24 protein-coding genes are annotated in these 20,347 nt (G+C 70.4%); 11 read left to right on the top strand and 13 right to left on the bottom strand.

The window, feature by feature from the left end:
- The first annotated feature begins 5 nt into the window (after window positions 1-5).
- Window positions 6-956 (top strand): nucleoside hydrolase, encoded by a 951-nt coding sequence (locus ABD798_RS21210; RefSeq protein WP_344877465.1) that lies wholly within the window; start codon window positions 6-8, stop codon window positions 954-956.
- 42 nt (window positions 957-998) lie between these two features.
- Here the strand turns inward: ABD798_RS21210 and ABD798_RS21205 are convergent, their stop codons facing one another.
- Entirely contained in the window at window positions 999-1,775 is a 777-nt protein-coding gene (locus ABD798_RS21205) for a DUF2382 domain-containing protein (protein ID WP_344878650.1), read from the bottom strand.
- A gap of 143 nt (window positions 1,776-1,918) precedes the next feature.
- On the bottom strand, window positions 1,919-2,836 hold the full coding sequence (locus ABD798_RS21200) for a LysR family transcriptional regulator (protein WP_344877463.1): 918 nt from the start codon (window positions 2,834-2,836) through the stop codon (window positions 1,919-1,921).
- A gap of 82 nt (window positions 2,837-2,918) precedes the next feature.
- On the opposite strand from ABD798_RS21200, the gene ABD798_RS21195 reads away from it, so the two are divergent.
- The gene (locus tag ABD798_RS21195) at window positions 2,919-3,884 is read left to right on the top strand and encodes an EamA family transporter (RefSeq protein ID WP_344877461.1); all 966 of its coding nucleotides are present in this window, start codon (window positions 2,919-2,921) and stop codon (window positions 3,882-3,884) included.
- On the opposite strand, the gene ABD798_RS21190 is transcribed toward ABD798_RS21195, so the two are convergent.
- Window positions 3,788-4,204 carry a hypothetical protein gene (locus ABD798_RS21190; protein ID WP_344877459.1) on the bottom strand — a complete coding sequence of 139 codons (417 nt, stop codon included), beginning with the start codon at window positions 4,202-4,204 and terminating at the stop codon, window positions 3,788-3,790. The two genes, ABD798_RS21195 and ABD798_RS21190, sit on opposite strands and share 97 nt — an antisense overlap.
- Before the next feature lie 186 nt (window positions 4,205-4,390).
- Here ABD798_RS21190 and ABD798_RS21185 point away from each other — a divergent pair, with 186 nt between their 5' ends.
- Together ABD798_RS21185 and ABD798_RS21180 are read left to right on the top strand one after the other, a co-directional pair.
- Window positions 4,391-5,311, top strand: coding sequence for a diacylglycerol/lipid kinase family protein (locus tag ABD798_RS21185; RefSeq protein WP_344877457.1), 921 nt, complete (start codon window positions 4,391-4,393; stop codon window positions 5,309-5,311).
- Window positions 5,312-5,547: 236 nt separating this feature from the next.
- The gene (locus ABD798_RS21180) at window positions 5,548-5,802 is read left to right on the top strand and encodes a WhiB family transcriptional regulator (RefSeq protein ID WP_030426778.1); all 255 of its coding nucleotides are present in this window, start codon (window positions 5,548-5,550) and stop codon (window positions 5,800-5,802) included.
- 124 nt (window positions 5,803-5,926) lie between these two features.
- Here ABD798_RS21180 and ABD798_RS21175 read toward each other — a convergent pair whose 3' ends face one another.
- Both ABD798_RS21175 and ABD798_RS21170 read right to left on the bottom strand, forming a co-directional pair.
- Window positions 5,927-7,459 (bottom strand): sensor histidine kinase, encoded by a 1,533-nt coding sequence (locus tag ABD798_RS21175; protein WP_344877453.1) that lies wholly within the window; start codon window positions 7,457-7,459, stop codon window positions 5,927-5,929.
- Window positions 7,460-7,813: 354 nt separating this feature from the next.
- Window positions 7,814-8,026, bottom strand: a complete 213-nt coding sequence (locus ABD798_RS21170) for a biotin/lipoyl-binding carrier protein (RefSeq protein WP_344877451.1) — start codon at window positions 8,024-8,026, stop codon at window positions 7,814-7,816.
- A gap of 147 nt (window positions 8,027-8,173) precedes the next feature.
- Here ABD798_RS21170 and ABD798_RS37235 point away from each other — a divergent pair, with 147 nt between their 5' ends.
- Window positions 8,174-8,248 carry a 50S ribosomal protein bL37 gene (locus ABD798_RS37235; RefSeq protein WP_143261917.1) on the top strand — a complete coding sequence of 25 codons (75 nt, stop codon included), beginning with the start codon at window positions 8,174-8,176 and terminating at the stop codon, window positions 8,246-8,248.
- A 68-nt stretch (window positions 8,249-8,316) separates the two neighbouring features.
- Here ABD798_RS37235 and rsrA read toward each other — a convergent pair whose 3' ends face one another.
- Both rsrA and ABD798_RS21160 read right to left on the bottom strand, forming a co-directional pair.
- Window positions 8,317-8,649, bottom strand: coding sequence for a mycothiol system anti-sigma-R factor (gene rsrA, locus ABD798_RS21165; RefSeq protein WP_344877449.1), 333 nt, complete (start codon window positions 8,647-8,649; stop codon window positions 8,317-8,319).
- Window positions 8,646-9,422, bottom strand: a complete 777-nt coding sequence (locus tag ABD798_RS21160; protein WP_344877447.1) for a sigma-70 family RNA polymerase sigma factor — start codon at window positions 9,420-9,422, stop codon at window positions 8,646-8,648. Before ABD798_RS21160 ends, rsrA begins: the two co-directional genes overlap by 4 nt.
- A 136-nt stretch (window positions 9,423-9,558) precedes the next feature.
- On the opposite strand from ABD798_RS21160, the gene ybaK reads away from it, so the two are divergent.
- Window positions 9,559-10,032: a Cys-tRNA(Pro) deacylase gene (ybaK, locus tag ABD798_RS21155; protein WP_344877445.1), complete on the top strand. Its 474-nt coding sequence runs from the start codon at window positions 9,559-9,561 to the stop codon at window positions 10,030-10,032.
- Here the strand turns inward: ybaK and ABD798_RS21150 are convergent.
- Together ABD798_RS21150 and ABD798_RS21145 are read right to left on the bottom strand one after the other, a co-directional pair.
- A complete protein-coding gene (locus tag ABD798_RS21150) occupies window positions 10,029-10,640 on the bottom strand; it encodes an alpha/beta hydrolase family protein (RefSeq protein ID WP_344877443.1) in 612 nt (203 codons plus the stop codon). The genes ybaK and ABD798_RS21150 overlap by 4 nt on opposite strands.
- Window positions 10,637-11,401: an SOS response-associated peptidase gene (locus tag ABD798_RS21145; protein WP_344877441.1), complete on the bottom strand. Its 765-nt coding sequence runs from the start codon at window positions 11,399-11,401 to the stop codon at window positions 10,637-10,639. Before ABD798_RS21145 ends, ABD798_RS21150 begins: the two co-directional genes overlap by 4 nt.
- Before the next feature lie 68 nt (window positions 11,402-11,469).
- On the opposite strand from ABD798_RS21145, the gene aroA reads away from it, so the two are divergent.
- The 3 genes from aroA to ABD798_RS21130 all read left to right on the top strand — a co-directional run bounded on the left by aroA (window position 11,470) and on the right by ABD798_RS21130 (window position 14,725).
- Window positions 11,470-12,750 (top strand): 3-phosphoshikimate 1-carboxyvinyltransferase, encoded by a 1,281-nt coding sequence (gene aroA, locus ABD798_RS21140; protein WP_344877439.1) that lies wholly within the window; start codon window positions 11,470-11,472, stop codon window positions 12,748-12,750.
- A complete protein-coding gene (gene rsgA / locus ABD798_RS21135) occupies window positions 12,747-13,766 on the top strand; it encodes a ribosome small subunit-dependent GTPase A (RefSeq protein WP_344877437.1) in 1,020 nt (339 codons plus the stop codon). Before aroA ends, rsgA begins: the two co-directional genes overlap by 4 nt.
- Window positions 13,767-13,834: 68 nt before the next feature.
- Window positions 13,835-14,725, top strand: a complete 891-nt coding sequence (locus ABD798_RS21130; RefSeq protein ID WP_344877435.1) for an SCO4651 family lipoprotein — start codon at window positions 13,835-13,837, stop codon at window positions 14,723-14,725.
- Between the two features lie 27 nt (window positions 14,726-14,752).
- Here the strand turns inward: ABD798_RS21130 and ABD798_RS21125 are convergent, their stop codons facing one another.
- From ABD798_RS21125 to ABD798_RS21110, 4 genes are all read right to left on the bottom strand, one after another.
- Entirely contained in the window at window positions 14,753-15,193 is a 441-nt protein-coding gene (locus tag ABD798_RS21125) for a hypothetical protein (RefSeq protein ID WP_344877433.1), read from the bottom strand.
- A 32-nt stretch (window positions 15,194-15,225) separates the two neighbouring features.
- Window positions 15,226-16,854 (bottom strand): L-glutamate gamma-semialdehyde dehydrogenase, encoded by a 1,629-nt coding sequence (pruA, locus tag ABD798_RS21120; RefSeq protein WP_344877431.1) that lies wholly within the window; start codon window positions 16,852-16,854, stop codon window positions 15,226-15,228.
- 61 nt (window positions 16,855-16,915) lie between these two features.
- Window positions 16,916-17,419, bottom strand: a complete 504-nt coding sequence (locus tag ABD798_RS21115) for a DUF6912 family protein (protein WP_344877429.1) — start codon at window positions 17,417-17,419, stop codon at window positions 16,916-16,918.
- Window positions 17,416-18,798: a WS/DGAT/MGAT family O-acyltransferase gene (locus tag ABD798_RS21110; protein WP_344877427.1), complete on the bottom strand. Its 1,383-nt coding sequence runs from the start codon at window positions 18,796-18,798 to the stop codon at window positions 17,416-17,418. Before ABD798_RS21110 ends, ABD798_RS21115 begins: the two co-directional genes overlap by 4 nt.
- Before the next feature lie 82 nt (window positions 18,799-18,880).
- On the opposite strand from ABD798_RS21110, the gene ABD798_RS21105 reads away from it, so the two are divergent.
- Both ABD798_RS21105 and ABD798_RS21100 read left to right on the top strand, forming a co-directional pair.
- Window positions 18,881-19,633 carry a TrmH family RNA methyltransferase gene (locus tag ABD798_RS21105; protein WP_344877425.1) on the top strand — a complete coding sequence of 251 codons (753 nt, stop codon included), beginning with the start codon at window positions 18,881-18,883 and terminating at the stop codon, window positions 19,631-19,633.
- 26 nt (window positions 19,634-19,659) lie between these two features.
- Window positions 19,660-20,289 (top strand): hypothetical protein, encoded by a 630-nt coding sequence (locus ABD798_RS21100; protein ID WP_344877423.1) that lies wholly within the window; start codon window positions 19,660-19,662, stop codon window positions 20,287-20,289.
- Window positions 20,290-20,347: the final 58 nt, after the last annotated feature.

Genomic DNA, 20,347 nt, shown 5'->3' with positions numbered 1-20,347 from the left:
GCGCGGTGCCGACGCCGATCATCCTGGACTGCGACCCGGGCCACGACGACGCGCTGGCGATCCTGCTCGCGGCGGCGAACCCGGCGATCGACCTGCTCGCGATCACCACGGTCGCCGGGAACCAGACCCTGGCCAGGACCACGCTGAACGCCCGGCGGATCTGCTCGGCGGCGGGCATCACCGACGTCCCGATCGCCGAGGGACGCGCGGAACCGTTGAGCGGCAACGCATCGGCGGTCGGCGCCGAGATCGGCGGGGTGGAGGTCCACGGCGAGTCCGGCCTGGACGGACCGCGCTTCGGCGAGCCGACCGTTGAACTGTCCACAGTGGACGCGATCACGCTGACGCGCGAGATCCTGCTGTCCCACGAGGAGCCGGTCACGCTCGTCCCCACGGGTCCGCTCACCAACATCGCGGTCCTGCTTCGCGATCACCCCGAGGTCAAGCCGCACATCGCGCGGATCGTGCTGATGGGCGGAGCCGCCGGGCTGGGCAACGCCACCCCGGCGGCGGAGTTCAACATCTACTGCGATCCGGAAGCGGCCGAGCTGGTCTTCACCTCAGGCCTGCCGATCACCATGTGCGGGCTCGACATCACCCACCTTGCCCTTGCGACACAAGAGGTCTGTGACCGCATCGCCGCGATCGGCAGCCCGTTGGCGGAGCTCTGCGTGGAGTTGCTGACGTTCTTCGCGTCGACCTACAAGGCGATCTGGGGCTTCCCTGCCCCGCCGCTGCACGATCCGGTCGCTGTCGCGAGGCTCATCGACCCCGCCGTCGTCACCACGGTCCCGGCCGCTGTCGCGATCGAGCTGACCGGGGAGCACACGCGGGGCGCGACGGTCGTGGACTTCCACGGGGTGACCGGCCGCCCGGTCAACGCGGAGGTCGCGACCACCCTCGACGTCCCCAGTTTCTGGGACCTCATCGTCTCGGCGATCGCCGAGCTGTCCTGAGCGTTGTCGGCGGGCGCGCGCCACGCCCGCCGACAACGGTTCTCAAGGCGTGTTCTTCCGGCGCTTCGAGGAGTCGTCCACCTCGATCTCTTCCTTGCGCACCTCCCCTTCGACGTTGCGCTGCTCGGTCACCGTCTCCTTGGCCATCCTGACCCGCTCCACGGGCACGGTTTCCTTGCTCACCACCGGCTTCTCCGCGTGCAGGACCACCTCCTGCTCGGCGTCGCCGATCTTCGCGGAGCCCCGCGCGTCGCCGTCGGTGATCGGCTCCCGTTCGAGCCGGACCTCCTCGTGGCGCACCGGCACGGAGATCTGCTGGTGCTCGGTCACGACGTGCTTACGCAGCCGGACCCTGCCGGTCTCCACCTGCTCCGTTCCGACCTTCAGCCGTTCCTCGGAGCGCGTCATCTCGGTCGCGTTGTCGCGCGAGGGCTGCTGGCTCGGCTGGCGCTGTTGAGCGCGTTCGGTCGGCTGGCGCTGCTGGCCGCGCTCGCTCTGGCGCTGGCCGGGCAGCGCCGCGTACTCGATGCCGTAGTAGCGGTAGAGCTGCTGCTCCTCGGCCCGCGACATGTGACCGCCGTCCGCGTCCATCCTCGGCGCGTCCTTGACCTGGTCCTTGCTCACGTGGACGTGGACCGCGTCACCGTTGACGTGCGCCTGGTTCAGCGGGACGAAGCTCTCCTTCATGCCGAACAGCCCGGTGCGCACCGTGACCCACACGGGCTGGCCCGTCTGGTCGTCCATGTAGACCTGACCGACCTTGCCGATCTTCTCGCCGTGCCGGTCGAACACCTCGTCACCGAACAACTGCTGGACCATTTCCTGAGTGATCACCGCGGGCCACCTCTCTGCTCGTCGGGCTGACTGAGCAGGGCTCGGCTCGAAGCCTGATCGACATGCCGCCCGCACCCGTGGTCCACCGGTGCGAGCTACCGCAGCGCCACGGACGTGCGACCCCGGGACTACACCCCGTCAGCACTGTCGCGCGCGTCCCAGTGCTCCCGCAGCGCGTCCACCAGCACGGTGATCGCCGGTCGGCGGCTGGCCCGCGCGCGCCACAGCGCGAACAGCCTCCGCGTCGGAGTCGGCCGCAACGGGCGCACGACGATCCCGTCCGGCAGCTCGCCCCGCCCGAGCCTCGGCAGCAGGCCGATGCCGAGCCCGGCGGCGATGAGCGCCTTCTGCGTCTGGTACTCCACGACCTGGTGGGCGACATCCGGCTCGACGTGCGCGTCGCGCAGCGTGCGGATCAGCCAGTCGTGGCAGATCGCCCCTGGCTGCTGGCAGATCCACCGCTGGTCAGCCAGGTCCTCCGGCACCAGCACGTCGCGTTCGGCGAGCGGGTGCCCTCGCGGCAGAAGCACGTCCGCCGCGTCCTCGCCGATCGGCGCGCGGGAGAGCCCGTCCGGGACCGCCAACGGCGTGTTCTGCCAGTCGTGCACGACCGCGAGGTCGATGTCACCGCGCGCGACGAGGTCCACGGCCTGCGGTGGATCGACCTCGGTCAGCCGCACGTCCAGCGCGGGAAAGCGGAGCGCGAGATCGGCCAGCACCAACGGCATCAGGCCCCTGGCCACCGTGGCGAACGCGGCGACGGAGAACCGTCCGACGGGCGTTCCCCGTTGCGCCTCAAGGGTTATCTCCGCCTGCTCTACCAGTCCGAGCACCTGCCCGGCGGTCTCAGCGAGCATCAGCGCCGCATCGGTCAGCACCACTCCGCGCCCACGCCGCTCCAGCAGTGGGGTCCTCGTCTCGCGCTCCAGCTTCGCGAGCTGCTGCGACACCGCCGACGGCGTGTAGCCGAGCGCGGAGGCCGCCGCGCCGATCGAGCCGTGCAAGGCGACGGCGTGCAGCGCGCGGAGCCGACCCAGGTCAATCATGAAGCGATGCTAAACGGAACGCTCTACAACAACGCACTAGTGCTTAACCGGGAACTCGGCCGAAGCTCATCCCATGGGAGCCATGAAGCCGAAGCACGTCGCACTGGCGGTGCTGGTCGCAGCGGTGTGGGGCGTGAACTTCGTCGTCATCGAGATCGGCCTCGACGAGTTCCCGCCGCTGCTCTTCTCAGCACTGCGGTTCCTCGCGGCCGCGATCCCCGCGGTCCTGTTCATCGGCCCGCCGCGCGTCGCGTGGCGCTGGGTGATCGGCGTCGGCCTGGTGCTCGGCGTGGCCAAGTTCGGCCTGCTCTTCGTGGGCATGAAGGCGGGCATGACGGCGGGCCTGTCCTCGCTGGTGTTGCAGAGCCAGGCGCTGTTCACCGCGCTCTTCGCGGCCCTGCTGCTGAGCGAACGCCCTGGCCGGAGGCGGCTCACCGGCATGGCCGTTGCGTTCGCCGGGATCGCGCTGGTGGCGGTCGAGTACGGCGCGTCCAGCCCGCTGGCGGCGTTCCTGCTGGCCATCGGCGCGGCGGCGTGCTGGGGACTGTCCAACATCATCACCCGCCGCGCCCAGCCACCGGACATGTTCCGGTTCATGGTGTGGGTCAGCGTCGTACCGATCCTGCCGCTGCTCGGCCTGTCCTTGCTGGTGGAAGGCCCGTCGGCGGGGTTGGCCGCGCTCAGCTCGCTCAGCTTGCCGGGGGTGGGTGCGACCCTCTACGTGGCGTGGGCGGCGACGCTGTTCGGCTTCGGCGTCTGGGGTTACCTGCTGCGCGAGTACGACGCCACGGCCGTCGCGCCGTTCTCCCTGCTGGTGCCCCTGTTCGGGATGAGCTCGGCCGCGCTGCTGCTCGGCGAGGACCTGACGCCTCTGCGCTGCGTCGCTGCTGTGCTGGTGATCGCCGGGGTCGGCATCACGTCGCTGCCGCCACTGTCCAAGTGGCGGCAGGGTCAGTCGTCGGCGCCCGCGTCCGCGTACTCGCCGATGCCCATCGCCCAGTCCTTGGCCGGCGCGGTGAACAGCAGCACCAACGGGGCCAAGCAGTAGACCGCCATGAGCCCGCCGTAGAGGTACTGGTGCGAGGGCCCGAACGCGTACCAGGCAACCCCGAGCAGCAGCAGCTGGATCACCACGACCGGCGTGCGCGCCCAGCGCTTGGAGAGCACCAGCCCCACGGCCACGGCGATGACACCGGCCGTCAGCACGGAGAAGTAGGCCGCCTCACCGAACACCTTGCCGGGCTCGGGCGCCCCGGTCAGGGCGCGCACCACGAGCGCCACCACGAACACCACACCGGCGAGGCCCTCGAGGGCGACGAGCGCACCCGCCGCGCGAACGGCGGTCGGGGCGGCAACGCGACTGGTCACGAGCCGCGATGCTAGCCCAGCCCCCGCACCCGCCTCCCCGCCCGACCGTTCCTCGCGGGCACCCCGGCGCGGGCGATGACCGGGACCCGCCCCGGTAGGGCATGCATCACTCGTTCGAGAGTGAGGTCCGTCTAACCCGAGCCCTTGTGCCGCGCACCTGGTCACGCGCTGTCATACGCTGCTGGGGTGCGTGCCCTTCTCGTGGTGAACCCCCAGGCCACCTCCACCACCCCGGCGGGCCGCGACGTCATCGCCCACGCCCTGGCCAGCGACACCAAGCTGGACCTGGTGGAGACCCAGTACCGGGGTCACGCGGCCGACGCCGCCCGCCAGGCCGTCGCCGACGGCTTCGACCTGGTGGTGGCCCACGGCGGGGACGGCACGGTCAACGAGGTGGTCAACGGCCTGCTCGCCGAGGGCGTGCGCCCGGACGCCCCGATGCTGGGCGTGGTGCCCGGCGGCTCCGCCAACGTCTTCGCGGGCGCGCTCGGCGTTCCGCTGGACCCGCTGGAAGCCACGCACAAGCTGCTCAACGCGATCGAGTCGGGCAGCAGCAGGCGGGTCGGGCTCGGCCGCGCCGACGAGCGCTGGTTCACCTTCAACGCCGGGCTCGGCTACGACGGCGACGTGGTGGCCGGGGTCGAGCAGCGGCGGGTCAAGCGCAAGGAGGCGACTCCCTTCCTCTACGCGAAGGTCGCCATCGGCAGGTACCTGCGCCTGCGCCGCGAGGAGCCGCAGCTGACCGTGCACCTTCCCGGCAAGGAGCCGATCACCGGTCAGTACATCGCGCTGGTGTCCAACACCGACCCCTGGACCTACTACGGGAACCGTCCACTTCGGCTGAACCCGGACTGTTCCCTGGACTCCGGGCTCGGCGTGTTCGCTCTGAGTAACGTTCGTCCACTCACGGTGGTAAAACACCTCGCCCAGGCAACCCGGAGCGCTCCCGATCCTCGCGGCGTACACCTCCTCCGCGAAGACGACGTTGAATGGACGCGCATCACGTGCGAGAATCCGGTAAAGTTGCAGGTTGATGGTGACTTGCTCGGCGAGCGGACCGAGGTGCGCTTCACTTCGGTGCCCGGCGCACTGCAGGTAGTGGTGTAGACCCTCAGCGGCAGCACCGCGATCGGCACACCATCGCGAGGCAAGATTTTCGAAGGTCCGGTTACGGCCTGAAACCGCAGGTCAGTCCGGTCCCCCCATGTGGTGAGTTCCCTCACCGATTTGGTTCGGACCTCTTGACATCGCCGGAGTTCGTGAAAGCATTCACAAGCACCCACGAACGACACCCCAACCCCACAACTGGCGTGATTATCGCGCCTGGCGAGGAGCTAGGAACAATGGACTGGCGCCACCGCGCGGCCTGCCGCGACGAAGACCCGGAGACGTTCTTCCCGGTCGGGAACAGTGGGCCTGCGCTGCTGCAGATCGCCGAGGCGAAGGCCGTGTGCCGTCGCTGCCCCGTGATCTCCGACTGCCTGACCTGGGCACTCGAAAGCGGCCAGGACGCCGGCGTCTGGGGCGGAATGAGCGAAGACGAGCGTCGTGCGCTGAAGCGCCGCAACGCTCGCACCCGGGCCCGGAGCGGTGCCTGATTGCAGGCTGACACTCCCACATATATTTCTGAGGGCCGACACCTGGCGACAAAGGTGTCGGCCCTCAGTTATGTCCGGGCTATCTTCGGTTCATCGGTAATTACGTGTGCATTCACGTATACGACTATCGGCGGCGTTTCAGCGGTACCCGAAGCACTGCCTCCGTGCCGGGGGCCGCGGTGCGCCTGCGCAGGCTGAGCGAGCCGCGCAGCTCCGACTCGACCAGGGTGCGCACGATCTGCAGGCCCAGTGACTTGGTCCGCTCCAGCGAGAACCCCGGTGGCAACCCCCGTCCGTCGTCGTAGACCACGACGTCCAGCCACTTCGACGAGCGCTCCGCGGTGACCAGCACGTCGCCGCGCTGCCCCTGCTCGTAGGCGTGCTCGAAGGCGTTCTGCACGAGTTCGGTCAACACCATCACCAGCGGCGTCGCCAGCTCGGCGGGCACGACGCCGAACTTGCCCTCGCGGCGGACCACGACCCGCGTTTCGGCGGTCGCGACATCGCTCATCATCGGGATGACCTGGTCGACGACGTCGTCGAGGCTGACCCGCTCGTCTGCCGACATGGACAGCGTCTCGTGCACCAGCGCGATCGAGGTCACCCGGCGCACCGACTCCTCGAGGACCTGGCGAGCTTCGTCGCTGCCCGTCCTGCGGGCCTGCAGGCGCAGCAGCGCCGCGACGGTCTGGAGGTTGTTCTTCACGCGGTGGTGGATTTCACGGATGGTCGCGTCCTTGGACATCAGCGCGCGGTCCCGCCTGCGCACCTCGGTGATGTCGCGGACGAGCACGAGCGCGCCGGCGGACTGACCGCGCGGGCGCAGCGGCAGCGCGCGGAAGAGCACCATCGCGCCGCGTGCCTCGGCCTCCACGCGCATGCTCGGCTTGCCGTCGAGTGCGGCGCGGACCCGCTGCACGACCTCGGTCGCGTCGAACGGATCGGAGATCAACGACCTGGTCAGCGGGGCCAGGTGCACGCCGACGAGGTCCGAGGCGTGGCCCATGCGGTGGTAGGCCGACAGCGCGTTGGGGCTGGCGAAGACGACCGCGCCCGCCGGGTCGAGCCGGATGAAACCGTCGCCGACGCGGGGGCTGGTGTGCGCGCCGGGCGTCGGCTCGGGCGCGGGGAAGGTGCCGTCGGCGATCATCTGGCACAGGTCGGCGGCGCTGCCGAGGTAGGCGATCTCCAGCGGGCTCGGCACGCGGGGAACGGCCAGGTTGATGTCCCGGCTCAGCACCGCGACGCACCTGCGGTCGATGAGCACCGGGATGGTCTCGCGGCGCACCGGCACTCCGAGGTGCCAGCGGGGGTCCTCTTCGCGGCAGATCCGGCCCTCCGACATGGCCCTGCGCAGCTGCGGGTGCTCCGCGGCGGTGACCACGGTGCCCACCATGTCCTCCGGGTGGGCGGTCGGCGCGGTCGTCGGCCGGGCCTGGGCCACGCACAGGAAGCGCTCTTCAGCCGCTTCCCCGGGCTCGGCGGCGCCGTCGGTGTTCTCCGCGTCTTCCGCGCTCTCGGTGGGGACCCACATCAGGAAGTCGGCGAAGGACAGGTCGGACAGCAGCTGCCACTCCGCCACGACGAGCTGGAGGTGGTCGACCGCGGTACCGGGGAGCCGCGTGTGCTCGGCGAGGAGTTCACTGAGGGTGGACACACCCCATTGTCACCCGCCACCACGCGGCGCGGGGCCTCTTCGCGCCTCCGGCGCCCGGGGTTCGCCGGTCTTCAAGACCACCCGACCCCCGCGAGCCCCAGCGCGCGGGGCGGGTTCGACACCGTTGGCGACCGCCACGCGGGGGGTTGAGCGGTCTCCAAGACGCCCCAACCCGGGCTGCGATCACGGTGTCGCCGGGGTTCGCGTGTCTTCAAGACCACCAAACCCCCGTTTCGATCATCGCCAACCGCCCCACACCCAGGCTCCGTGGGGGTTTGCGGCCGTTGGAGACCGGCGGGGCGGGGGTTTGCGGGTCTTGAAGACCGGAGAACCGGGCGACGTGCCGAACGCGGACTAGTCGATGACGGCGACCAGGTCGCCTTCCTGGACGACGTCGCCCTCGGCCACCTTGACGGTCACCACGCCGTCGGCCTCCGCCACGACCGGGATCTCCATCTTCATGGACTCCAAGATCACCAAGGTGTCGCCGTCCTCCACGGTGTCGCCGTCCTTGACGACCACCTTCCAGACGTTGGCCACCATCTCGGCGTGGATCTCCTCGGCCATCTCATGTCCTCCTTGACGCTGATGAACCGGCGCAATCCAATCACGAACGAGGCCAGGCGGGGGGCGCGGTTTCAGACGTGTCAAACTTGGCGGCGTAGGACTACGGCCGCCGGTTGCGGCCGTTCATCAGCAAAACGAGGTGACGCAATGTCGAAGCGCGGACGCAAGAAGCGCGACCGTAAGAAGGGTGGCGCGAACCACGGGAAGCGCCCCAACGCCTGACACCAGGCATGCGAAGGCCCCGCCGACCACACGGTCGCGGGGCCTTTTCGCGTCCTGCTGAGCTTGGGCTACTGCTCGGCTTCTGTGATTTCCACCTTCTTGTGCCGGATCTCCACCGTGGTGCCCTCGGCGCCGTGCTGGACGATCACCTCGGCCTGCTCCCGTATGCACGCGCGCAGGCGGTCCTTGAGCGTGTCCGGGGCGTGCTCGCCACCGCACTTGCGGGCCAGCAGCGCCTTGATGTGCTCCTCGATGCCGTAGCTCTCCAGGCACGGGTTGCACTCGTTGAGGTGCCGGTGCAGCAGCTCCCGGCGGGTCTTGTCGCACTCCTGGTCCAGGTAGAGCCAGACCTCGGCCAGCACCTCGGAGCAGTCGGTCTCGTGGTCGCCGCAGTTCTTCATGACCCGGTCACCTCGCGCTGGCGACCGCGCAGCAGACCACGCTCCTCGGCCACACCGGTGAGCATCTCGCGCAGTTGGCGCCGGCCGCGGTGCAACCGGGACATCACGGTCCCGATCGGCGTACCCATGATGTCCGCGATCTCCTTGTAAGCGAATCCCTCGACGTCGGCGAGGTACACCGCGATCCGGAACTCCTCCGGAAGTCGCTGAAGGGCGTCCTTGACGTCGCTGTCCGGCAGCCGGTCCAGCGCCTCGACCTCGGCGGAGCGCAGACCCGAGGAGGTGTGGCTCTCGGCCTGGGCGAGCTGCCAGTCCTGGATCTCCTCGGTCGGCTGCTGCACCGGCTGGCGCTGCTTGCGCCGGTAGCCGTTGATGTAGGTGTTGGTCAGGATGCGGTAGAGCCACGCCTTGAGGTTGGTGCCGTCCCTGAACGACGCGAACGCGCCGTAAGCCTTGAGGTAGGTCTCCTGCACCAGGTCCTCGGCATCGGCCGGGTTGCGGGTCATCCGCAGCGCGGCCGAGTACAGCTGGTCCAGCAGCGGCATCGCGTCCCGCTCGAAGCGCGCCGCGCGCTGCTCGGCGGACTCCTCAGCGACCTGTCCGACCTCGGGCGAGGTGTCGGGCACCTGGCTCCCTTCCAACCACTCCGGCGGGAGCTGTCCCACCGCCGGTGAAGCGTGCGTCGGACCCGAGGATACGCGGCGGGCGGCGTTGCGGCCGGTCCGCGCGTCCCTCGGCGGCCGCGCCGGGCAGCGCTTGCCTGGATCGCTCATCAGCTCGGTTCCCACGTGGGTGGGAACGCGGTGGAGGGCCCGCGCATTCCCCGTTCCAGGGCCTGTTCATGAGAGGCGGGATCGAGGCCCGGCTATCGCGAACACGGGCCTGCGGAGCAGGCCCTAAGGTTCGATCATGGCGGGACGCGGGACTCCGGCGACGGCGTTGCTGGACAAGCAGAAGGTGCGGCACGAGCTGCACTCCTACGAGCACGACCCGAGGCACGCCTCCTACGGTCTCGAAGCCGCCGAGGCGCTGGGGCTGGCGCCGGGTCGGGTGTTCAAGACCCTGGTGGCCGAGGTCGACGGCAAGCTCACCGTCGGCGTGGTCCCGGTGACCGCGCAGCTCGACCTGAAGGCGCTGGCGGCGGCCGTGGGCGGCAAGAAGGCCAAGATGGCGGCCGTTCCGGACGCGGAGCGGGCGACCGGCTACGTGGCGGGCGGGATCTCCCCGCTTGGCCAGAAGAAGCGCCTGCCGCTGGTCGTGGACGCCTCCGCCGAGACCTTCGACACGGTCTTCTGCAGCGCGGGCCGACGCGGTCTGGAAGTCGAGCTGGCCCCCGCCGACCTGGTCCGCCTCACCGGCGCTGTGGTGGCCCGCATCTCTTAGTCGAGCGGGCGGAGCACGCGGGCGAGCCATTCGCCCGCGGTGCGGGCGACGAGGGGAACGTCTGCCTTGAGGGAGTGGTCGCCGGGCACCACGACGACTTCGCGGTGGTGGGCGGAGGGTGGCATGCCGAAGGGGTCGCGCTCGCCCTGGACGACGAGCACCGGGGAGTCGACCTCGGCCAGCTCGGCCATCCGCGACTTCTCCGGCTTGCCGGGCGGGTGCACGGGGAACGCCAGGCACAGCACCGCGACCGCCTGCCCCTCAGCGGCGGTTCGGCAGGCGACGCGCGCGCCTGAGGAACGGCCGCCGAAGACCAGGGGAAGGTCTTCGCACCACGAGGAACCCAGGTGCTCGGCCACCGCGAGCCAGGCCGCGTCGAGCTGCTTCGCCGGGGCCGGAGCGCGACGTCCGGCCACGCGGTACGGCTGCTCGATCAAGGCGACGTCCAGGCCCGCCTCGGTCGCCGCGCGCGTCACCGCGACCAGGTCAGGAGCACTGATGCCCCCACCGGCGCCGTGTCCGAGCAGCAGCGCCGCGCGAGCCCCGGGGGCGCAGTGCAGCTCCGCCCGCGCCGGGCCGAACGGCGTGTCGATCTCCACGGTGGTCATGGCAGCTCGAAGAGGGGTTGTTCGGCCGTTTCCTCCTGGACGAAGCGGTCCAGCAGCTCCGGGCCGTTGTTGCGGACGCTGTTGACCTTCGTCGCCACCGGGCGCAGCTCAAGCCTCGCGATCAGCGCCTCGTCGGGCTGGGCGAGAAGGGCAGAGGGGTCGGCGGAGTCGGGGTCGAGCCAGGCCGCCCACGCGTGCCGGGCGAGCATGAGCGGCATCCGGTGGTGCACGTCGGCGAGCTGGCCGAAGGAGTCCGTCGTCAGCACGGCGAAGGTCACCATCGGCGGCTCGTCGGCAGCCGCCTCCTTGGGCCGCCAGGTCTCCCAGAGCCCGGCGAAGGCCAGCACGGAGCCGTCCTCCGGGGTCATGAAGAAGGGCTGCTTGCGGCCGCTGCCGTCAACCTGCCACTCGTACCACCCGTCGGCGGGGATCAGGCAACGGCGGCGGGCGAAAGCCTTGCGGAACGCGGGTTTCTCCGCCGCGGACTCGACGCGCGCGTTGATCATGCGCGAGCCCACGGAGGGGTCCTTCGCCCACATCGGCACCAGGCCCCAGCGCATCATCCGGACGCTGCGGACCACGGAGTCGGGGTCGGGCTCGCCCTCGGCGTCGCGCGGGTGCCGCGCCACGACCGCCGGGACGTGCTTGGTCGGGGCCACGTTGTAGTCAGCGCCGCCCGCGAGACCTTCGGTGCCATCCACCGCGTCGAACTCGGCGGCAAGCGAATCCGGGTCCCGGGTGGTGGCGAATCTGCCGCACACGTGACCATCGTGGCATGTCAGGCCGGTCCGGGCGAGGGGCCCGGGGCCGGTTGGGGGATCATCGACACATGACCTCGCACTGGCTGGCCCCCCGCACCGACTCCCCCGTGCACGCGGAAGTACCGCTGCCCGGCTCCAAGTCGATCACCAACCGCGCGCTCGTGCTCGCGGCGCTGGCGGACGGTCCGTCGGTGCTGCGCGCCCCGCTGCGCAGCCGGGACAGCGCGCTGATGGTCGGCACGCTGCGCGCGCTGGGCGTCGGTGTGGAGGACGGGCCGGACGGCTCGTGGCAGGTCACCCCCGCGCCGCTGACCGGCCCCGCCGAGCTGGAATGCGGCCTCGCGGGCACCGTCATGCGCTTCGTGCCGCCCGCCGCGGTGCTGGCCAAGGGCACTGTGCGCTTCGACGGCGACCCGCAGGCCCGGCTGCGCCCGATGGGCACGATCCTCGGAGCGCTGCGCGCGCTCGGCGCGGACATCGACGGCGACGCCCTGCCCTTCACCGTGCACGGAACCGGTCACCTCACCGGCGGTCAGGTGGTGATCGACGCGTCGAACTCCTCGCAGTTCGTCTCCGGCCTGCTGCTCTCCGGCGCGCGCTACGACAACGGCATCACCGTCCTGCACGACGGCAAGCCCGTGCCGTCGCTGCCGCACATCGAGATGACCGTGGAGATGCTGCGCGCGCACGGTGTCGAGGTCGAGGACGACGAGCCGAACACCTGGCGGGTGCGGCCCGGTGTGATCAGCGCGCGGGACTGGGACATCGAGCCCGACCTGTCCAACGCAACGCCGTTCCTCGCGGCGGCGGCGGTCACCGGCGGCCAGGTCACCGTGCCCGGCTGGCCGACGCGCACCACCCAGCCCGGCGACGCGATCCGCGAGATCCTGCAGCTCATGGGCTGCGAGGTGACGCTCGACGAGCGCGGGTTGACCGTGCGCGGCCCCGACGTGCTCACCGGGATCGACATGGACCTGCGGCACGCCTCCGAGCTGAGCCCCACGGTGGCGGCCGTCGCCGCGCTGGCCGAGGGCACGACGCGGCTGCGGGGCATCGCGCACATCCGCGGGCACGAGACCGACCGGCTCGCCGCGCTGACGGCGGAGATCAACCGGCTCGGCGGTGACGCGGAGGAGACCGAGGACGGCCTGGTCATCCGCCCGCGTCCGCTGCACGGCGGCGTGTGGGGCGCCTACGCCGACCACCGCATGGCCACCGCGGGCGCGATCGTCGGGCTCCGCGTCGAGGGCGTGGAGGTCGACGACATCGGCACCACCGACAAGACCATCCCGGACTTCCCCGCGATGTGGCGGACAATGCTGGACGGGGCGGTCGTGGAGGCGTCGTGAGTCGGCGGGGTTGGCGCAACCTGGACGAGTCGGACGTCCGCGTCCGTCCGGGCAAGGGCACGCGCCCGCGCAGCAAGCTGAGGCCCAGCCACGAGGACGCCGAGGCGGCCATGGTGCTCACCGTGGACCGGGGCCGCTGGACCTGCGCGCTCGGCGGAGACCCGAGCCGCGAGGTGATCGCGATGCGCGCCCGCGAGATGGGCCGAACGCCCGTGGTCGTCGGCGACTGGGTCGACCTGGTCGGCGACACCTCCGGCAAGACCGACACGCTGGCGCGGATCGTGCGGGTGACCGAGCGCAAGAGCGTCCTGCGGCGCACCGCCGACGACACCGACCCGTTCGAGCGGCTCGTGGTGGCCAACGCCGACCAACTGGTGATCGTCACCGCGCTCGCCGACCCCGAGCCGCGCACCGGCTTCATCGACCGGTGCCTCGTAGCGGCCTACGCGGGGCACCTGGACCCGTTGCTGTGCTTGACGAAGTCCGACCTCGCCGACCCCGAGGAACTGCTGGCCGCCTACGCCGACCTGGACCTGCCGGTCGTGGTGACGCGGCGCGACCAGGACCCGGCCGAGCTGCGCGAGCGGATCACCGGGCGCGTGTCCGCGTTCATCGGGCACTCCGGCGTGGGCAAGTCGACGCTGGTCAACAAGCTCGTTCCGGACGCGAACCGGCGCACCGGCGCGGTGTCCGGCGTCGGCAAGGGACGGCACGTGTCGGTCACCGCGCTCGCCCTGCCGCTTCCGGAGGGCGACGGCTGGGTGGTCGACACCCCGGGCGTGCGCTCGTTCGGCCTCGCCCACATCACCCCCGACGACCTGGTGCTGGCTTTCCCGGAGTTCGCCGCGGCCGCCGAGGAGTGCCAGGTCAACTGCGGGCACCGGGGAGATCCGGAGGACCCGGATTGCGCTTTGGACCAGGTGGTCGCCGAAGGTGTGGCACCATCCGGTCGGCTGGAGTCCCTTCGCCGGTTGCTCGGCTCCCGGGCGGGCGTCGAGGACCTCCCGCCCGAGTAGGGCGGAACCGGACATCGGCAGGGGCCGTCGTAACGGCACCTCACCACTCGCTCCCAGGGGGTAGCACCGTGCGTCGCACGACCATCGTCACGCTGACCGGGCTCGCGCTCGTCGGCGTGCTCACCGCATGCGGCTCGGCTCAGCCGGGCGAGGCAGTCCCGGCGCAGAACTCCGGCCAGGCGGGCGCTCCGACGAGTGCCGCGAGCGGGGGTGGCGGTGCGCCGTCCGGGCCGATCGCCGGGCTGATGGACAAGGCCGCCACCGCGATGAAGGCGAAGAAGACCGCCAAGGTCACCGTCGCGGGCAGCGGCCCGAAGGCGGCCGACGTCGGCGGCAACGGGATGATCCGCTTCGACGGCAACGAGGTCTCGCTGTCGATGACCTCGAAGACCCCTGGCGAGGACGGCCAGCCCGCGCAGGACACCAAGATGCTGCTCGTCGGCGGGGTCATGTACGTCGAGGCCCCCAAGGACGGCTCGGTGCCGCCCGGCAAGAAGTGGCTGAAGATCGACCCCAAGGGCACCGACATCATGTCGAAGCTGATGGGCGGCCTGGTCCAGCAGATGCGCGACTCCGCCGACCCGCAGATCGCCATCAAGAAGTTCGGCGACGCCGGCACGCTCGCCAACTCCACGCCCGGCACCCTGGACGGCGCGCCCGCGACGAAGCACAAGATCGACGTGGACATGCGGAAGCTGGCCGAGCGGACCACCGACCCGTTGCAGAAGCTCGGTCTGGACATCCTGCTCAAGTCCGGCATGACGACCATGAGCTACGACTTCTGGATCGACGGCCAGGACCTGCCGAAGCAGATCGACTTCAGCCAGCTGATGCCCGGTCAGCAAGACGCGAACGGCATCAGCGTGAAGTACTCGAACTGGGGTGAGCCGGTGGACATCAAGGCTCCCGCCGAGAGCGAGATCGCCCCGCCCATCCAGCTCCCGCAGCCGCCGCGCTAGCCAAGAACAAGGGCCCCCGTCAGCTCCTCACGGAGCGGGCGGGGGCTTTTCGTACTCGCCGATACGGCAGGCGAAGTGGTTGTTGTCCTTGGGGCACAACCACATCGGCTCCGCATCGATCACTCGAACGCTGAGCGGGTGCGGGTGGCCGGGGCAGCGCGGCGTCGCCACGCGGAACTCCTCGGTGATCGCGTCCTGAAGCCTGTCGGCGACCGCGGCCAGGGTCTCAGCCCCGTTGTCAGCGTCGAAGACCCCAAAGCCAGCGACGAAGCCGCCCCTCCGGAGTAAGACCATCAGAGTCTCCGGACGGTCGCCGTCTTCAACGGTGACAACGAAATCTCGCGCGATGGCCGACTCCGCGTCCCCGAAGAAGTCGCGCAGACTGGTCCGGACCGCCGCAGCCACGTGCGGCGCGCGGTCATCGGCAGAACGAAGCTCCACCAGCGTGTCCCGGGTGTTGTCCTCCACCCGGGACACGCTTCCACACAGCAGAAACGGATTCAGCCCATGTGCGGGTAGGTGTGCTCAGTCGGGGGAACCAAGGTCTCCTTCACCGAGCGCGGACTGGTCCAGCGCAGCAGGTTGAAGACCGACCCCGCCTTGTCGTTGGTGCCCGACGCGCGACTGCCGCCGAAGGGCTGCTGGCCGACGACGGCTCCGGTCGGCTTGTCGTTGACGTAGAAGTTGCCCGCCGCGAAGCGGAGCGACTTCTGCGCTTGCTCGACGGCCGCGCGGTCCGTCGCGAACACCGCACCCGTGAGCGCGTAAGGCGTTGTGGTGTCGACGATCTGCAACACCTTCTCGAAGTCCGAGTCCTCGTAGACGTGCACAGCGAGGATCGGCCCGAAGAACTCGGTCGTGAACACCTCGTGCGTCGGGTCGGAGCCGACGAGCACCGTGGGCTGCACGAAATAGCCGACCGAGTCGTCGGCGGTGCCGCCCGCGAGCACCTCGATCGAGGACGACGCGCTCGCCATGAGCTGCGCGCCCTTGTTCTTCGCGAAGGCGCGCGAGTCGATCACCGCACCCCCGAAGAACGAGAAGTCGGTGACGTCGCCGTAGGTGACACTGCCGGTCAGATCGGCGAGCTGCTCGCGAAGTCCGTTGTCCCACAAGGAACGTGGCAGGTACGCGCGCGAGGCGGCCGAGCACTTCTGGCCCTGGTACTCGAAAGCGCCGCGCACGAGCCCGACCGCGACGGCGGTGGGATCGGCGGAGGGGTGCGCGACGACGAAGTCCTTGCCGCCGGTCTCGCCCACGATGCGCGGGTAGGAGCGGTAGACGTCCAGGTTGTCGGCCATCGAGCGCCAGAGCTTCTTGAAGGTCGCGGTGGAGCCGGTGAAGTGCAGGCCCGCGCACCCGGGATCGGCCAGCGCGACCTCGCTCACCGCCGCGCCGTCACCGGTCACCATGTTGATCACGCCGGGCGGCAGGCCCGCGGCCTCCAGCAGGCGCATCGTCAGGTGCGCGGCGAGCTGCTGGGTCGGTGAGGGCTTCCACACCACCGTGTTGCCCATGAGCGCGGGCGCCAGCGGCAGGTTCCCCGCGATGGCGGTGAAGTTGAACGGGGTGATCGCCACGACGAAGCCGTCCAGCGGGCGGTGGTCGAAGCGGTTCCACACGCCGGGGCTGGAGATCGGCTGCTCCTCCAGCAGCTGCCGCGCGAAGGACACGTTGAACCGGAGGAAGTCGATCAGCTCGCAGGCCGCATCGATCTCGGCCTGCTGCGCCGACTTGGACTGCCCCAGGATCGTCGCCGCGTTGAGCGTGTCCCGCCACGGCCCGGCGAGCAGGTCGGCCGCACGCAGCAGCACGGCGGCTCGCTGGTCGAAGGGCAGCTCACGCCAGCCCGGGGCGGCCTGCTTCGCCGCCGCGACCGCGTCGGCGACATCGGGCGCGGTGGCCTGCGCGGTCACCCCGAGCACGTGCGCGTGGTCGTGCGGCTGCACCACGGTGATCCGATCGCCACCGGCCATGCGCTGCTTGCCGCCGATGGTCATGGTCAGCTCGTGCTGGTCGCCTTCGAGCTCGGAGATCCTGCGCTGCAACGATTCGCGCTCGGCGGTTCCTGGCGCGTAGGAGCGGATCGGCTCGTTCACCGGGCGCGGAACGGACGTGACGGCGTCCATGGGTCGGGTTCGCCTCCCTCTCGGATCGACTTACCCGGCCCATCCTGTCACTGACGGTCGGTTACATCAGCTCCAGCAGGAACGGCAGCTCCTGCACCGCGTACCAAGCCAGCTCGTGGTCCTCCGCGTCGCCGAGCGTGAACTCCGCGTCCGGATCGCCCATGTCCGCCGCGTCGATCACGGCGGCCGCGGCGCGCACGGCGTTCTCCGCGTCGGGCAGGTCGACGTGCACTGCGGCAACGGCGCTCATCGGCACGGGGCCGGACAGCCTCACCACTGCGTCGTCCAGGTCCGGGCGCAGCTTCACGTCCTCGACGTCGGCGGACACCACCGCGCGGCGCACGGGGACGTCCGCGTCGTCGGCCTGTTCGGCGGCGATGAGCCGCAGCGAAGCGCGCGCGGCCTCGGACATGGCCGCGTACTCCAGCTCTTCGGTGTCGCCCGTGGCGTAGGACTCGCGCAGCATCGGGGTCAGCGCGAACGCCGTGCCACCGAGCGGCTGGAGCTCGCTGTCCTTCACGAAACGCTGCAACATCGGCACCGTGACCGGGATGTAGACCCTCACACCGACACCGCTCCTACTAGTTCTTCCAAGGACTCTTCAACCATTCCGGCGAGCACGTCTGCATCTGACATCGCGTCGCGGTCAGCGTTGAGCCCGAAATATACGCCGCCGTCGTAAGAGGTGACACCGATCGACAACGCCTGGTTCATGGCCAACGGGACGACCGGGAACATTTCCATCATCTTGGCCCCTGCCGCGTACAACGGCACCTGCGGCCCCGGAACATTGGTCACGACGAGGTTGAAGATGCGCTTGGAGAACGAGCTGGCGGCCCGTGCGCCGAGCGCGTGCAGCGTGGGCGGCGCGAAGCCCGAGAGCCGCACTAGCGCCTCTGCGGCCACGGACTGACCTGACTCCGAGTGTGCGCGCATGGCGTGACTGACGTGGTGCAGGCGCACTACGGGGTTCGGCTCCCCCACAGGCAGATCGACCAGGTACGAGGAGACGCTGTTGCCGGTGTCCGTACCGAGCACAGACACCGGCACCATCGCGCGGATCGTCGTGGAGGACGTGACGGCTTCGCCCCTGGAAAGCAGCCAGTTGCGTAGTGCCCCCGAGATGACCGCAAGCACTCCGTCGTTGACGGTGCCACCGTGCTTGCGCCGCACCGCGCGGTACTCCTCAAGCCGCGTGCGCGCGACGGCGTAACGGCGCTGCGTGGAGATCCGGACGTTCAGCGGCCCCGAAGGCGCTGGGCGCGCAGCAGTCGTCACGGCGGACGCCAGACCGCCTACGGCATCGGTGACCTTGCGAACCGTCGCGGCCGCGTCGAGCGCAGCGGCGTGCACGTTCTCCAGAAGCTCCCCTGGGCGCTGCACGACCTCCGCCACCGCCTCCAACACCAACTGGGCACCGCTGGGCTGCGGATGGGGCATCCAGAGCTCTTCAGGGGTCTTCCTGGGCGTCGCGGTGACGTCCAGGATGACCTGAGTGATGTCCGGCGCCGCGATGCCGTCGACCATCGCGTTGTGCGTCTTGGTGACCACGGCGACACGGCCCCCCGCGAGGCCCTCGACGAGGTACGCCTCCCACAGCGGGCGTGTGTGGTCCAACTGCCTCGACATCAACCGCGCCACGAGCTCGTTGAGCTGTTCCTCGCTGCCCGGCTTGGGGAGCGCGGAGCGACGCACGTGGTAGGTCAGGTCGAAGTCCGGGTCGTCCACCCACACCGGGCGCGCGAGCCTCGCCGGGACCTGCATGACCTTCTGCCGGTAGCGGGGCACCAGCGGCAGCCGCTCCTCGATCAGCCCCAGCAGACGGTCGTAGTCGAACCCGCTCCGCGGCTTCCGGAAGATCGACACGCCTCCCAGGTGCATCGGCGTCATCGGGTCCTCCAGGTAGAGGAACGAGGCATCGAGTGCGGAGAGGCGATCGGGCATGCGGTCGATCCTGACACAGCGCGCGCCCGGTTCGAGATGTCGCGGGAAACGAGTCGCTTATGAGGCATGGGATGCTGACCACGTGGAGCAGGTGTCACCGAAGGACCGATTCGTCACTGTGTACGGCCGCAAGCCGGTGCTGGAGGCACTCGCTGACGACCAGCTCGCCGTGGACAAGGTGATCCTCGCCGACAACGCGCGGGGCGCCGCGGCGCACGAGATCCTCGACGCCGCGCGTCGCCGCGGTGTGCAGGTGCAGCGCGCGACCCCGCACCGCGTGAAGGTGCTCGCAGGCAACGGCCGTCACGACCAGGGCGTGCTCGCCGACGTGGTGGCGCCGAAGATGCGCACGCTCGACGCCGCGCTGTCCGGGCGCAAGCTGCCGTCCTCCGTGCTCGTGCTGGACGGGATCACCACGCCCGCCAACGTCGGGATGATCCTGCGCACCGCGACCGCCGCCGGGATCGGCGGAATCGTCGTGCCCAGGCGCGGGGTCGCGAGCATCGACCCGCTCGTGGTGAAGGCCTCCGCCGGAGTGGCCTTCCACGCGCCGATGCTGCGCTGCGCCACCGCGGGCGAGGCCGCGCACGACCTGCGCTCGGCGGGCTACACCGTGATCGGGATGGACGGGACGAGCCGCACGACGCTGTTCGAGGCGAAGGTCCCGGGCCGCGTGGCGTTCGTGCTCGGCGGGGAGACCGACGGCGTCTCCCCCGAGGTCCGCGAGCACGTCACGAGCTGGGTGTCCATCCCGATGGCGGGCGGTGTCGAGTCGCTCAACGTGGCCAGCGCCGCCGCCGTGCTGTGCTTCGAACTGGTGCGCAGAGGCCGCTGACGCGCCCGTGCACTAATTTGGATCTCGTGCGAGCAGACCGCCGTGGCTGGGTCACCGCCGCCTTGGCAGTGGCCGCGTTCCTGCTGACCGGGTGCGCGAAGGGCGCTGACGGCGCGCCCCCACCCCCTGCGACCCCGGAGCACTCGGCGCCCTCCGTGGCCCTCACCAAGCCCCCGGCCTCCGACATCGAGCTGGACCCCGTGCCGACCACCACCTCCGGCGCGCCGTTGATCACCGGCGTGGTCGAGGACGAGTGCCTGCTCACCACGGCCGAGTTCAGCACGCTGGTCGGCCAGCCCGTCTCGCCGGGGCAGAACACCCAGCTGGACATGGGCCCCGACGGCCAGAAGCGCAGCTGCTTCTACCCGACCGAGGCCACCGGGCTGCCGAAGAACTGGATCAACGTCTACGGCACGACCGGCCAGCACCCCACCGAACTCGTGCAGCGGGCCAACAAGAACACCCCCGGCAGCAAGCTGATCACCGACGTCGGCCTGGGCGCGGTCACCGTGCCCGCCGCGCTCGGCGCCCCCGGCGGCGACATCTACGTGGCCACCGAGAAGTACCTGCTGGAGATCCACGTCGGCGAGGGCACCCCCGACGAGGCCCGCTGGGTCGAGGCGGGCAAGGCGCTCGTCGCCAAGGCCCCCGCCTAGTGTCCTGAGTCAGGAATTCTGTTCAGATAACTGGCTAGGCGGTGAAGGATCTGGTCTG

Origin of the sequence: Allokutzneria multivorans, assembly GCF_039537405.1 — a bacterium.
GTDB classification, from domain to species: Bacteria; Actinomycetota; Actinomycetes; order Mycobacteriales; family Pseudonocardiaceae; genus Allokutzneria; species Allokutzneria multivorans.
The sequence above is the reverse complement of the archived record's forward strand: the minus strand, read 5'-3'. Positions and strand labels throughout refer to the sequence as shown.